This is a genomic window from Dendrosporobacter sp. 1207_IL3150 (assembly GCF_036763085.1).
GTDB lineage: Bacteria > Bacillota > Negativicutes > DSM-1736 > Dendrosporobacteraceae > JBAIYU01.
This window is the reverse complement of the sequence record NZ_JBAIYU010000014.1, coordinates 1-13,760: the sequence shown is the minus strand read 5'-3', so window position 1 is coordinate 13,760 and position 13,760 is coordinate 1. Positions and strand designations below refer to the sequence as shown.

The following is a 13,760-nucleotide window of genomic DNA, read 5'->3' as shown; positions in this document are numbered from 1 at the left end:
CTTTTAAGATATATATTAGTTCATATTATTAGCATGGCATCTCCAAAGCTAAAAAAACGGTATTGCTTATTAACAGCTTCTAAATATGCCTTTAAGACAGCTTCACGACCAGCAAAAGCACTGATCAACATCAGCAAAGTAGATTTAGGAAGATGAAAATTAGTGATTAATCCATCAATTATCTTTAATTCACGACCTGGATATATAAATATGTCTGTCCAACCACTTCCAGCTTCGACTAACCCATTGATAGCAGAAGACTCAAGCGTTCGTACAGCTGTAGTTCCTACAGCAATTACCCGGTTCCCTTGTTTTTTAGCATTATTTATCAACTCAGCAGTTTCATCTGGAACTGAATAGTATTCCTTGTGCATAACATGAGTAGTGATATCTTCTACATTAACAGGACGGAAAGTCCCAAGCCCTACATGCAGCGTAACAAAAGCAATATTAACACCAATACTTTTAATATCTTGAATTAATTTTTCGGTAAAATGTAATCCAGCAGTGGGAGCCGCAGCTGATCCTCTTTCGCGTGCATATACCGTCTGATATCGCTCTTTATCATCTAGCTTTTCCTTAATGTATGGTGGCAAAGGAGTCTCGCCAAGCCGATCAAGTATCTCTTCAAAGATACCTTGGTAAGTAAACTTTACAATCCTGCCGCCGAAATCAGTATCAGCGACAACTTCACATGATAATTCATTACCAAATTCAATTTTCGCCCCAATACGAGCTTTTTTCCCTGGCTTTACAAGCACTTCCCACTCATCTCCAGCCTTTCGGCTAAGAAGAAATACTTCCACTTTCCCCCCGGTTTCAGCTCGTGAACCGAACAATCGCGCTGGTATAACTTTTGTATCATTAAAAACCAGGGTATCCCCTGGCTTTAAAAATTTTATTAGATCAAAAAATCGGTGATGCTGCAGTTCTCCACTTTCTTTGTCTAAAACAAGTAATCGAGAGTGATCTCGGGGTTCATGTGGGTGCTGAGCAATCAATTCTTCAGGTAAATAATAATCAAATTCAGATAGCAACATGGTAAACTCCTCAAACTAGTACGCTTTTTTTATATCGATAGATTGATAATAGTGTTTCAATATCTCTTTAAAATATGTGGCATCACCAGCCGGGCCTTTCTCTGCCATAGCTTTTGCACCCCATTGTGACATTCCTAAACCGTGCCCCCAGCCCGAACCTGTGATAGAAATCATCTCACCAGTACGTCCAGTCAAACGATGAATATTTTCTTTGTCAGTTATAAGACCCCGCTCTTGCCTCGGTGGCAGATTGATTTCAATTTTCTTTGTTTCTCTGTCGCCAGCACTGTCCGTTATTCTAACATCAATACTTTTGTCGACAGGTGCTAAAATCTTTATGTCAAACAAAGTACTTTTTAGAGACAACATAGTTCTGAGCTTGTTACCGTTCAAACTTGCAATACCATTTGTTCCAATAAATTTAATAGTTTTAACTCGTCCAGAAACCCCGCGATCATTATTAGTATCTGACGCTTTTGTCAACGGTGATAATTCGATTGCTTGGATAGCACCAATGTTATAACCAGCCTTGCGCAATGCCTCACTAATTTCAACTGCTGTAAATTGTTTTTCCCATTTATAGGAAGGTGATTTTTGATCATAATCTTCTACAGCTCGCAGAAATGGGAAGAAGGTTCCCCAAACATTTTCACTATTTTCGGTAAAGCCTCCAGAGCTGCTATGGAAAAAAGCCGGAATAGGTTTTCCCCCATACGCTGCAATCATTCCGGCTGTAGCATTGACAGCCTTAGTAGCTTTATCAGTTTCACTGCTTCTTCCTCCATAAACCTGACAATCAGTGGAAGCACAAACATCAAATCCATATTCGGAATGCTTATTTAAACTATATAATGCGAAAGTTCTTGCAGCTACCGCCTGAGCTTTAATCGCCTCTAGCGGCCATTCGCTTGGCATTTCCTCTGGAACGATGCCATACAGATACTGTTCTATAGGAAGTTTATTAATAACGGTTAGACCACTGGCAGTACGGCGAATTTCAATATCTCCCCGATAACTCTTCTTATTTACATCAATGAAGCAATCTGTGTTAGCCTGCTTCGCAGAAACGCTAATCGATTTAGCCTTAATATCCTTTCCATTAACAAGCAATTGTCCGTTACGATAAGAAACTATAACCTTCTCTTTACCAGTAAATTTATTAACCACTTCTTTAGTCTCAGTATCCACTAAAGCAAAATCAGATTCCATTGAAATTAAAACACTTGATTGTTTTGACCATAGACCTACTTTGATGGTTGGCTGGTTTGTGGTTAGAACAGCCTTATCGACTTTTGAACTAGCATATACACTATGCGGAAGGCTAATTATCAATCCAAGAAGCAATATTATGCAAACAGCATATTTATTAGTCAAGATAACTCTCCTTTCCCGTCTATCGCTTGCTAAATATATTTAATAAGATCGTAAGAATAATACTTAAGATTATTGAGCTAGCAATAGGAAAATAAAACCCAAAGTTTTCCCGCTCAATACGTATGTCACCAGGTAATCGCCCAAAATTGATGAACTTTCCACCAAAATGAAGTATTAATCCAATCACTAAAATTACTAGGGCAATGTAGATTAGTATTTTCCCAAATGATTCAGAGCCGCCCGGAAACATCACATACTCTCCTTTCGGATCTTGTGATAGCGATCTCTCTCACTGAAAATACAGCCGCAGTATGGTTGGCGATATAATTCGAGTTCTTTACTAATTGTTACTCCTTCAGTCCATCCACTTCTAAAATCTACATAAAGGAAAGCAATATCTTCTTCCTTAGATATTTTTTCACACGCATCCTTAATTAGTTCGTGCTTTTGGTAAGGGCTTACCAGCAGGCTTGTGCTGAAACAATCGAATTTATTGGCTTTAGCAATTCGTGCAGTCTGACGCAGTCTGCTTTCATAGCACATACCACACCTTCCTCCAGCACCGGATGCGCTAAGTGCATGATTTAAGAATTCCTCTAAAGTATAGCGATCATCCACTATCATCTCTAAATTCATCTTGAGAGCAAATTCCTTAGCCGTCTCCAGTCTCCGCGTAAACTCTTTATATGGGTGAATGTTTGGATTATAAAAATATCCTGTTATCTCATACCCAGAATCTCTTAAGTGCTTTAGAGGAAACGCAGCGCACGGTCCGCAGCAAATATGTAAAAGTAAACGCATGTGTTCACCTATCTTCAATATAGTTTTCCTTGTTCAACTTGCTCGTCAGCTTTTATAGGAATTCCTAAATGCTCATAAGCAGCTAATGTTGCAACTCTTCCACGCGCAGTTCGGTTGATAAAACCCATTTGTAAAAGGAAGGGCTCATACACATCTTCAATGGTATCGGTTTCTTCGCTAATAGCTGCTGCTAGTGTTTCAAGACCCACTGGTCCCCCATTAAACTTTTTAATTATAGCAAGAAGCATACTTCGGTCAGTTTTATCAAGTCCGCATTTATCAACCTCAAGCATTTCCAAAGCTTTGTCGGCAATAATATCAGTAATGATGCCATTTCCCTCAATTTGGGCGTAATCACGTACTCTTTTTAATAAACGATTAGCAATACGCGGGGTTCCCCTTGATCGCTTGGCTATTTCATAAGCCCCTCGGTCTTCGATTGCAATATTAAGGATTTCAGCTGCTCTTTTTACTATACAGACAAGATGTTCAGGTTCGTAGTATTCCAACCGGCTGATTACACCAAAGCGATCGCGAAGCGGTGGTGCCAGAGCACCGGCTTTAGTGGTAGCACCGATAAGCGTGAATGGAGCTAAGTCCAGTCTTATCGAACGGGCACTAGGTCCTTTACCGATTATTATATCCAGAGCAAAGTCTTCCATAGCAGAATATAATATTTCCTCAACATTTCGGGAAAGCCTATGAATCTCATCAATAAATAAAACATCTTTTTCACCGAGATTCGTCAGCAAAGCAGCTAAGTCTCCAGGTCTTTCAATTGCTGGTCCAGATGTAATCCGGAAATTTACGCCTAGCTCATTTGCAATTATCCCAGCTAAAGTAGTCTTGCCTAATCCGGGTGGTCCATAGAGCAAGACATGGTCTAGCGCTTCGCCTCTTGATAAAGCTGCTTGGACAAAAATAGTTAAATTAGTTTTCACCTTATCTTGCCCAATGTATTCCACAAGTTTCTTTGGCCTTAAGCTATACTGCCAATTATCAATTTCCTGTTCCTTACCAGCTACGATTCTATCTTCTTCCATACTACCTCCTGCCAAACTCCCGCAGCGCCAGCTTAACTAGTTCTTGAACGGATTTTACGTCACTTTTTTTACCTATAACAGGCATAACTTCGGCACGAGTATATCCCAATGCAGCCAAAGCTTCGACAGCCTGAGTAATTACATCATCATTATGCTCAACACTTAAAGCAGTAGCTGATTCCTGGCATTGCTCATCAGAAGTCCCGATTTTATCGTGAAGTTCTAATATCAGTCTTTCAGCAGTTTTTTTGCCTATTCCAGGGATTTTTGTTAGTATTGTAACGTTCTTTTGACTAATTGCTATTCTAAAAGCATTGGGGTTAATTGCTGACAGCACCCCTAATGCGACTTTAGGACCAATACCACTCACAGATGTAAGGTTTAGAAACAGTTCATACTCATCCTGAGTATAAAAACCGTATAGCAGCAATGCATCTTCACGCACGTTCAGATATGTATAAAGAGAAACCTCCGACCCTATGTCAAGCTTTTGTCGTGTTGAATTTGCTATAAAAATCCTGTACCCTATCCCTTGCACATCAATAAAACAATAGTCAGTAAATACATGACTTACTATACCGCGAATATACCCTATCATCTTCCATTACCCCACACAGCTTTACTATTACAGTGAGTCGTACATATAGCTATAGCCAAAGCATCAGCTACATCATCCGGATGCGGCTTTGCCGGCAGATTTAGTATTCTTTGTGTCATATAAATGATTTGCTCCTTCTCGGCCTTACCGTAGCCTACGACCGATTGCTTAACTTGTAATGGGGTAAATTCAGCTAACTCAATACCATTTTGGGCTGCAGCTAATAGAATCACACCCCGTGCCTGCCCAACTGACATTGCTGTTCTAACATTTTTGTTGAAGAAAAGCTGCTCAACCCCAATTATATCAGGTTTGTACTTTTTTATAATTAAATCAATATCCCTATGGATAATTACTAATCTATCTGAAGCACTCATTCTTGGACTTGTTTGTACTGCACCATATTCAACCGCTTTTAATGAACTTCCGCGCTGTTCAACTAATCCATAACCACATATGGCTGTGCCAGGGTCTATTCCTAACGCTAACATACGCTTCCTCCTCTACTCTAAGAAACACGGCTTGCCCGAGCTTTAGTGAGTGGAAGCCGGTACATACCACTACTCAAATTCGACAACTGACCACTTTATTCCTTTTTTGCAGCCTCCTAGCCTGACAATAGAAACTGGGATACTAAGCTATTTTACCTTAGTATCCCAGTTATGTCTAACGTGATTGCATTCCTTCAAGTGTCCTTAGCAGTTCTTCCCGTGATTGAACAACTAAACCTCGTTTCAGTTCCTCAGCATCCTGCGGCATTATATGATCTAACGGAAGCTTAGTAACTTCTTTTAAAATTGCTTTTTCACCCGGCTTACCGTAATACACTGCAACATATCCATCTTTGACTCCAATAAACATATTATTAGCATGTTCTCGGCAGTAACTATCAACTTTAAGAGTCATAGCTATTTCCAGATTGTCAAACTTATCAATACTCCAGCCTGAATAAATGTTTTGTACTTGCTGATAGTTTAAGCCTATCAAATTTTCAGCAGGTTTAGTCTTAATAACTTCTTCATCATTGCACTTTAAGTAGATAATTTTTTGGGCAATATCCGTGTTAGGCGTTACCTTTATTTTATTATCCTGCTTTGCAACCTGCGTTTCTTGAGGCAGTATAGGATATTTATCCTGACCTGACGGATAATAAACAAAATAATATGTAAGCAGACCCACTAGCGCTAAAACAGTTCCCGCAAGTACTGCCCGCTTCTTGCCAACTTTTTTAAATGACAACATATTAACATCTCCCCCAAAAAATCTATGTTGCCAAAATTATTACCAAAAAATGCAATTTTTATACATAAATATATTTTTATATCGTTTGAAATGAAAAAACAGGCCGAAGCCTGTTTTTTTACATCATTTCTTCTGGAATGTCCATGTTTGAATAAACTTCTTGAACATCGTCATGATCTTCTAATGCATCGATAAGTTTTAACATTTTCACGGCATCATCAGCATTCAATTCTACTGTTGTTTCTGGAATCATTGTTATTTGGGCTATCGAGGTCTGTATATTGTTTTTCTCTAGTACTTCTTGTACTTGATGAAACTCTTCCGGACTAGTGGTTATTTCAAACGACTCATCCTCTGTTTTAAAGTCCTCTGCCCCTGCCTCAAGAGCCAGCATCATAAGTTCTTCTTCATCAGCCCCGGTCTCTTGTTCAATTACAAAGAGACCTTTCCGGTTAAACATCCAGCCAACACAGCCAGTTTCTCCAAGATTGCCGCCATACTTAGAAAACAAGTGTCTAATATCAGCTGCTGTGCGATTTCGGTTATCAGTCATTACTTCAACCGTAATAGCAACACCTGCCGGACCATAACCTTCGTAAGTTAGTTCCTCGTAAGTACTGCCTTCCAGAGCACCTAACCCTTTTTGTATAGCCCTCTGAATGTTTTCTTTAGGAATATTATTAGCTTTAGCTTTAGCCAAAGCTAGTTTTAATTTCATATTGCCGGTAGGATCACTACCACCTAGCCGTACAGCAACTGTAATTTCGCGACCAATTTTTGTTGTAACTTTACCGCGAATAGCATCCATTTTACCTTTTTTGTGCCTAATATTGGCCCATTTAGAATGCCCTGCCATAAATTTTTCTCCCCTTTTAAACTAAATCAGGAATTATTTTATCATAACATAACAATATTGGCAAAGTGTTAGTTTCAAAGAACTTATTCTAGTATTAATTGAGTATAATTTTTCTTGCCCTTGCGGATTAATACACTGCCTTCGGTTAACAATTCTCCTACTAACAGCATTTCCGGGTCGGTAACCTTGTCATTACCTATATATAAGCCACCTTGAGTAATTAATCTACGACCTTCACTTTTTGAAGCTATAATGCCTGTTGTAGCTAAAACATCTAGTAATTTAGTTTCAAGCATTTCTGATGTTATTGTAACCTTAGGCGCATTTTCTAATGAACCTGCACCACCAAAAAGCGCCTCAGCTGCCTGCTGAGCCTTTGCTGCTTCGTCACTGCCATGAATTAGTTGAGTTACTTCAAATGCTAAGGTTCTTTTAGCAATGTTTATCTCTTTATCTTTCAATGATCCAAGACGACGTACTTCATCCATTGGCAAGAACGTTAGTAAGGCTAAACATTTCGCAACATCTGCATCATCAATATTACGCCAATATTGGTAAAACTCGTACGGTGAAGTTTTCTTCGGATCAAGCCATAGTGCACCTTTTTCAGTTTTGCCCATTTTCCTTCCGTCGCTTGTAGTTAACAGCGTAAATGTCAGACCATACGCCGGCTTGCTTTCTTTACGACGAATAAGGTCAACTCCTGCTATAATATTTGACCATTGATCGTCACCACCTAACTGCATAACGCAATCAGTTCTCCTGTTTAATTCGAGAAAATCATAGGCTTGCATAAGCATATAATTGAATTCAAGGAAAGATAGTCCACGTTCTAATCGCTGTTTAAAACATTCAGCGGTCAGCATTCGATTAACTGAAAAGTGAACACCAATTTCTCGTAAAACTTGCACATAATTTAGTGACATTAGCCAATCAGCATTATTCATCATTAATGCTCTATTTTCAGTGAAATCAATAAAGCGCTTCATTTGCTCTTTAAAGCATTCGCCATTTTGAGCAATTATTTCACTTGTCATCATCCTGCGCATATCACTTTTGCCAGTTGGGTCGCCAATCATTGCGGTACCGCCACCGATTAGGCATATAGGTCGATGCCCCGCCTTTTGCATATGAGCCATAACCATCATTCCCAAAAAATGACCTACGTGGAGACTATCTGCGGTAGGATCAAACCCTATATAGAAAGTAATTTTTTCTTTTGCTAACAATTCTTCAATTTCTTTTTCGTGGGTAAGCTGCGCGATATACCCGCGCTCTTTTAGTACTTCAAATACCGACACCAATATATCCCCCTTAAATATCATTTTAAATATAAAAAGCTCGCCCCTAAAAGAGGGACGAGCTAAAACCCGCGTTACCACCCAAATTGCTAAAAAGCCGCTTAATAAAATGCACTACATAAATAATGCATAGCCTTTTAACGATGGCTAACCGACTTCACCTAGTAGATATAGTCCGAACTAATCTTTCGGCTGGCTGCTCATGGGTGTATTTCAGCAAGTATCCTTACTAGGTTTCACCAAGCCCTAGCTCTCTGCGAAGCAATACAAGTTTACTTTTCCCAATCATTGCATTTTATATTTATTATTATTTGTTAATATAACAACATACTCAAAAATTGTCAATCTATTTAACGTGCCAATGCCCGCCTTTGTTTAAAATATCCATGGCATCTTTGTTTTCAGATGCAGTCTTACACTCAGAAGTTGCAGCATAGTTTTCAATAAGTTTTCCCGTAACTTTTGAATTTATTAGGACACCTGGTCCACCGACACATCCGCCAGCACAAGCCATACCTTCAAAAAAGTTTGCGTCTATTTTTCCTGCCTTCAACTGAAGTAACGAAACTTTACAATTACTTAGCCCTTCGGCACGGTGTGGCTTAATAACGACATTACCGTCAAGTTTTTCAGCGTGCTTTATAACAGCTTGAACTACTCCACCAGCCCTAGCAAAGTTATTACCTGTACTTGATGCGTGTGTTTTATATTCAGTTTCCTCAACTGCGGCAATATTTATACCAGCACCCACCATAATACACGCCAGCTCTTCGAAGGTTAAGACCAAATCTATAACACCAGAGTATTTTGCGGCCTCTGCCTTTTTAGCAATGCAAGGACCAATAAACACAGTGACTATATCAGAATCAAGTTCTTTAATAACTTTTCCAGTAGCAATCATAGGAGAAACAGTACTAGAAATAGCACTTGTCATTTCAGGTAAATGCTTATCAATCATATCAACAAACGCAGGGCAACAAGAAGTTGTCATAAATGATCGTTTTTCCGGCACAGATTCAATGTATTCTCTCGTTTCTTCTACTGTAACAATATCAGCTCCATATGACGCCTCATAAACATCGTAAAATCCAAGTTTCTTAAGAGCGCTAATAACTTGGTTCGGCTGAACCTTTGCTCCAAACTGCCCAACAAAAGCAGGCGCCACAATTGCATAAACTTTTTTGTCTGCTTTCAATGCCTGAATCAGTTGAACAATTACTGACCGATCAGTAATTGCACCAAAAGGACAAGCCGTTTTACACCCTCCGCACTGAACACATTTTTCATAATTAATTAACGCTCGTCTATCGCTTCCCGCAGTTATAGCCTTTATATCGCAAGCACTTTCACATGGCCGATTTACTTCTATAATAGCACTGTAAGGGCACGATTTCTTGCAAAGTCCGCACTCAACACATTTATTTTTATCTATATATGCTCTATTTTGAACAACCATTATTGCTTTTTTAGGGCAGCTATTTATACAGTGATGTGCTAAGCAATTTCGACAGGCATTAGTAACTATAAATTTATCTATTGGACATTGATCGCAGGCTTCTGACATTACATGAATCATTGGCATATCTGCAGCTTGTCCCTCGTAAGCATTTTGAGCAGCGCTTTTAAGAGTAATACTTGCGGGCTGACTTAATGCCAATTTGATTCTGCTTTGAAGAACTGCACGTTCTTTATGAATACAGCAACGATATCGTGGCCCATCTTCAGTTACAACTGTGTTTAATATTTCTTCAACGTTATTAATTAACTCACCAGCAAAAGTCATTCTAGCTATTTCAGCTAGAACTTTACGGCGCAATTTAACAACTTCTGTGACTTGTGACATGTCCAAGTCTCCTTCCTTGCTAAGATAATCTATCCGTTTATCTTATCGTGAATTATTTCCAGTAATTCCTTAGGCGTTACATTCGAAAGCAAAACACCATCCACTTTAATATTAGGACCATTTCCGCATGCTTTTAGACAAGTTGCCCCTCTTAAATCTATTTTTGCTTTTTTTTCAGGCGCTAGCGATTCAATCGCTTCAAGTAAATCTTGAGCGCCTAACAAGTAACATGCTGAGCCCATACAAATCTCTATCGATACAAGTGTCATAAAATTCCCCTCCTACAATGTTAAAACCAATCTAGTTGAACTTGCTTTCCTTTAGACTCCAGTAAAGAACACAATTTAGACAATACCTGAGACTTTATATTTATTCTAAACGGATAATTAGGGTTTTGATGCGCAGGATTAACTGCTTTTCCTGCCATTATTCCAATCATGTCTGCCTCTAACAACATTCGTGCTAGTAGAGTAGCACCATCTTGCCGTTTATAATCGTATAGCCTATTTACATCATTAAGTCTTTCTAATACAGCGTTAAGAGTAAGTATCCCCTCTGTAACTAACTCAATATCTTCAATATGGCTGATTGGCGGCACTTGCTGATCATAAAATAATAGATCAACAGTGAGTGGTTTACCGGTTATTCTACTGACAATATTCGCAGTAGTTCCACCAGAAACTATCTTCTTGCCAGGTTGCCCAAGAAAACGTTGCGTTACCTTTTCGTCATTCGCCGGATCGGCTGGCGGTCCGGTTAATAGCGTCAAGTAACGAGCTTTATGCACCTTAACGGCAACTGCAGTTGAATCATCTCCAGGTCGACCAAGGTAATATCCTTCACAGCAGTTTACAAGCTGAGTTGTTATATCTTCAGGCTTACATTCACCTTTGCATAATGACTTCAATTCGTCAGCGACACCGTTCCACCCCCAGCCGAGCTTTAGTAAGCCTCCAATGCCGGCATGAATAACACCATCACTTACTGCTGTTAACACGTCACTTTCCTGTAAAACCATTCTGCCGACTTTAATTTTTTTGCCACCTATAATGCTTTCCTGGGTAGGAAACTTAACTACCTGACCATCACGTATCAGAAATGTTGGTGGACAATCAAACTCTACTACTGTCGTTAAGCCAGAAGGTGTTACTTTAATAATCTGTAGAGTCGAGTAAGCAATCTTCCTTTGTCGGCATACAGGTAGCGTCTCTGCAATTGTATTAACAACATCCTCTAATGGGATACCTCTTTTTAACATCGACGAAGCTATTTTTGTCGTTAATGTAGCTAAAATATTGGCCTTGACTCCACTTCCCAGCCCATCAGATAGAACTATTATGGTAGCGTCAGATGTCCTTGTTATAACAACATTATCTCCGCATAACTCTTCACCATCTTTTGATAGTTGAGCTATACCTACTTCGGCATGAAGTTGTTCCATTATTTCTCCTCCTTGCCTTTGAGAACCCAAACCATTTCAAGTAGTGCCGACTTAGTTTCGGCAGTAGTCTCGCCTAAAAGCCCCGCTATCTCCTGGGCTACCTGCATTTGTTTATTTATTATTTCTGATGCTTTGGCAACAGTTTCCTCTTTCATCTTTTGCCACTCTTGAGTTCTTTTTTCGTGATCGGTAACATTAGTGATAACACCGATTACTAATCCATGTTGTGGGACCGGCACTATCATTTGCTCTGTAATAACACCATGGTCAGAATATTCAACCCGCTTGCTTAGCACCTTATGTCCATAGTTTGCAGCAGCTACAAAGTCCGAGCAATCAATAAACTCAGTCAAACTATTACCTTTTTCCATAGGTTTCTTATTGCTGAACATTTGTTTTGCTGCTGGATTAAGTTCTTGTATAATCATTTTTTCATTGACAGCAATTATACCATTTAAGGAGTTCTCTACAATTATATTAGCAAATGACTCAGCTTTGGACCTCATATAAGGCATACACATCTCAGTCTCAGCCAAACCACTGTAAACAGCGACAGCTTTATCACGACATGTATTATATCCGCAGGCCCCACAATTCTTTTCATCTACCCGTGTAAATTTACCTATTTGATGCAAGATTTCCTTTATCTCATCTTCTGTTGGTTCAACGTTTTTAACTGGGTCAGGTAAATGTGTAATGGAAAAATCTACTCCTTCCGGAAGCTGCCATAAAACCTTCTTATCAACGGAATTTGCATATTCAATTGCCTTAAGACGTCTTACTGGCATTGGTTGAGTACTTCCACCAGCAGGACCTCCAATACAACCACCATTACATGAGAACGCCTCAATGAATCTTGGCGCAATTTCTCCTCTTGATAGACTCTCAAATACTTCTTTGCAGTCTTCAATCCCATCAACAGCGATAATTTCGGTATCGAGAATGTCAAAATCCATAAAAGATTTTAAAATCCCTCCGGCCAATGGAAAAAACCTTGCATTCCCTAATGGCTCTGGCTCGTAGGACTCTACCGGCGAGTTGCCATTCTCATATTTGTGGCGATTCAACCACTGTCTTAGCTGAACAAATGTCATAACTGAATCGACGGCATGAAGATCGTTATGTTCTGCAAATTTAGCCATGCATGGGCCTGCAAATACAACGTATGCGTCTTCACCAAAATTACGTTTCATTATCTGTCCGTGGGCCATCATCGGCGATACTATTGGTGCCAAATTTTCAACTAAATTCGGATAATATTTCTTAACAATATTAACAATAACAGGACAGTTTGATGAAATTAGTGTTTTCTTCGTAGATGTCTTTACCAGTTTACGATAAAGTAAGGATACCGCTTCAGCACCAACAGCTGTTTCTTCAACCGCGCTAAAACCAAGAGCCTTAATAGCTGAAACAAGTTGAGCAGGAGTATATTCTGGAAAAAGTCCTAAAAATGAAGACCCTAAGCTTAAAATTACTTTCCTGCCATTTTGGATTGCCTCTTGAATTGTTGGCACATGACTTATTAAATGTTTAGCATGCTGTGGACATTCTGTCACACATTGCCCGCAAAGTATGCATTTATCATCAAGAACTCTTGCTCGCCCTTGATTAATTCCAATAGCTTTAACAGGACAAACTCTTAAACATCGATGGCAGTCTTTGCAATTAACCTTACGTGTAGTAATTATTTGCATGATGTTAGCACCATCACTTTCTGTTTAAATATTTCTTCAACCTTTTCTTTAGCTACATTTGTTACAATTTCATCATTTATTTTTATAACAACGCCTTCAGTGCAGCGTCCTTGACAAAATCCGCCTTCTATATCAACAGTACCTTTAATATCATTTTTTTCTAGTAAGGTTTTAAAAGCATTCAAAACACCATATGCACCACGTATATGACACGCACTTCCAAAACATATTGAAATTCGCAATATTAGAACCCCCTTGGACATGTGATATTTTTCACTATTTCTAATTTTACTTGAAGTAATAGTCTTTAGCAATAAAAAAATAATTCCTTAATTATATTAAAAAACATTTTATAAAGATAAGAGCCATTCACTAGGTGAATGGCTCTTATCTTTATAAAATGGCTCCTCGAGTAGGACTCGAACCTACGACCGATCGGTTAACAGCCGATTGCTCTACCAGCTGAGCTATCGAGGAATAAAACCGGCATCTACTTATCCTCCCAGGCCGTTTCCAGCCAAGTA

15 protein-coding genes, 1 tRNA gene and 1 other annotated feature are annotated in these 13,760 nt (G+C 39.1%); all 16 genes read right to left on the bottom strand.

Annotated features, from left to right (window positions below; genetic code table 11):
• Window positions 1-20: 20 nt before the first annotated feature.
• Window positions 21-1,040 (bottom strand): tRNA preQ1(34) S-adenosylmethionine ribosyltransferase-isomerase QueA, encoded by a 1,020-nt coding sequence (gene queA / locus V6C17_RS08230; protein WP_333522094.1) that lies wholly within the window; start codon window positions 1,038-1,040, stop codon window positions 21-23.
• 15 nt (window positions 1,041-1,055) lie between these two features.
• Window positions 1,056-2,414, bottom strand: a complete 1,359-nt coding sequence (locus V6C17_RS08225; RefSeq protein WP_333522093.1) for a SpoIID/LytB domain-containing protein — start codon at window positions 2,412-2,414, stop codon at window positions 1,056-1,058.
• 19 nt (window positions 2,415-2,433) lie between these two features.
• Window positions 2,434-2,664 (bottom strand): DUF2905 domain-containing protein, encoded by a 231-nt coding sequence (locus V6C17_RS08220; RefSeq protein WP_333522092.1) that lies wholly within the window; start codon window positions 2,662-2,664, stop codon window positions 2,434-2,436.
• Window positions 2,664-3,215 carry an epoxyqueuosine reductase QueH gene (locus tag V6C17_RS08215; RefSeq protein ID WP_333522091.1) on the bottom strand — a complete coding sequence of 184 codons (552 nt, stop codon included), beginning with the start codon at window positions 3,213-3,215 and terminating at the stop codon, window positions 2,664-2,666. The genes V6C17_RS08220 and V6C17_RS08215 overlap by 1 nt, the downstream gene beginning before the upstream one ends.
• A 14-nt stretch (window positions 3,216-3,229) precedes the next feature.
• The gene (ruvB, locus tag V6C17_RS08210; protein ID WP_333522090.1) at window positions 3,230-4,258 is read right to left on the bottom strand and encodes a Holliday junction branch migration DNA helicase RuvB; all 1,029 of its coding nucleotides are present in this window, start codon (window positions 4,256-4,258) and stop codon (window positions 3,230-3,232) included.
• 1 nt (window position 4,259) lies between these two features.
• On the bottom strand, window positions 4,260-4,856 hold the full coding sequence (gene ruvA, locus V6C17_RS08205) for a Holliday junction branch migration protein RuvA (RefSeq protein WP_333522089.1): 597 nt from the start codon (window positions 4,854-4,856) through the stop codon (window positions 4,260-4,262).
• On the bottom strand, window positions 4,853-5,347 hold the full coding sequence (gene ruvC, locus V6C17_RS08200) for a crossover junction endodeoxyribonuclease RuvC (RefSeq protein ID WP_333522088.1): 495 nt from the start codon (window positions 5,345-5,347) through the stop codon (window positions 4,853-4,855). Before ruvC ends, ruvA begins: the two co-directional genes overlap by 4 nt.
• Window positions 5,348-5,522: 175 nt before the next feature.
• Window positions 5,523-6,098, bottom strand: coding sequence for a BofC C-terminal domain-containing protein (locus V6C17_RS08195; protein WP_333522087.1), 576 nt, complete (start codon window positions 6,096-6,098; stop codon window positions 5,523-5,525).
• Between the two features lie 118 nt (window positions 6,099-6,216).
• A complete protein-coding gene (locus V6C17_RS08190) occupies window positions 6,217-6,954 on the bottom strand; it encodes a YebC/PmpR family DNA-binding transcriptional regulator (RefSeq protein ID WP_333522086.1) in 738 nt (245 codons plus the stop codon).
• A gap of 83 nt (window positions 6,955-7,037) precedes the next feature.
• Window positions 7,038-8,279 (bottom strand): tyrosine--tRNA ligase, encoded by a 1,242-nt coding sequence (tyrS, locus tag V6C17_RS08185; RefSeq protein WP_442891463.1) that lies wholly within the window; start codon window positions 8,277-8,279, stop codon window positions 7,038-7,040.
• A gap of 26 nt (window positions 8,280-8,305) precedes the next feature.
• Window positions 8,306-8,553, bottom strand: a binding site (T-box leader).
• A 48-nt stretch (window positions 8,554-8,601) separates the two neighbouring features.
• Entirely contained in the window at window positions 8,602-10,098 is a 1,497-nt protein-coding gene (locus tag V6C17_RS08180; protein WP_333522084.1) for a 4Fe-4S dicluster domain-containing protein, read from the bottom strand.
• A gap of 29 nt (window positions 10,099-10,127) precedes the next feature.
• On the bottom strand, window positions 10,128-10,367 hold the full coding sequence (locus V6C17_RS08175) for a (2Fe-2S) ferredoxin domain-containing protein (RefSeq protein WP_333522083.1): 240 nt from the start codon (window positions 10,365-10,367) through the stop codon (window positions 10,128-10,130).
• A gap of 20 nt (window positions 10,368-10,387) precedes the next feature.
• On the bottom strand, window positions 10,388-11,539 hold the full coding sequence (locus tag V6C17_RS08170; RefSeq protein ID WP_333522082.1) for a SpoIIE family protein phosphatase: 1,152 nt from the start codon (window positions 11,537-11,539) through the stop codon (window positions 10,388-10,390).
• The gene (locus V6C17_RS08165) at window positions 11,539-13,236 is read right to left on the bottom strand and encodes a [Fe-Fe] hydrogenase large subunit C-terminal domain-containing protein (protein WP_333522081.1); all 1,698 of its coding nucleotides are present in this window, start codon (window positions 13,234-13,236) and stop codon (window positions 11,539-11,541) included. Before V6C17_RS08165 ends, V6C17_RS08170 begins: the two co-directional genes overlap by 1 nt.
• Window positions 13,227-13,478 carry an NAD(P)H-dependent oxidoreductase subunit E gene (locus tag V6C17_RS08160; RefSeq protein WP_333522080.1) on the bottom strand — a complete coding sequence of 84 codons (252 nt, stop codon included), beginning with the start codon at window positions 13,476-13,478 and terminating at the stop codon, window positions 13,227-13,229. Before V6C17_RS08160 ends, V6C17_RS08165 begins: the two co-directional genes overlap by 10 nt.
• 159 nt (window positions 13,479-13,637) lie before the next feature.
• Window positions 13,638-13,713 (bottom strand) — tRNA-Asn (locus tag V6C17_RS08155).
• Between the last annotated feature and the right edge of the window lie 47 nt (window positions 13,714-13,760).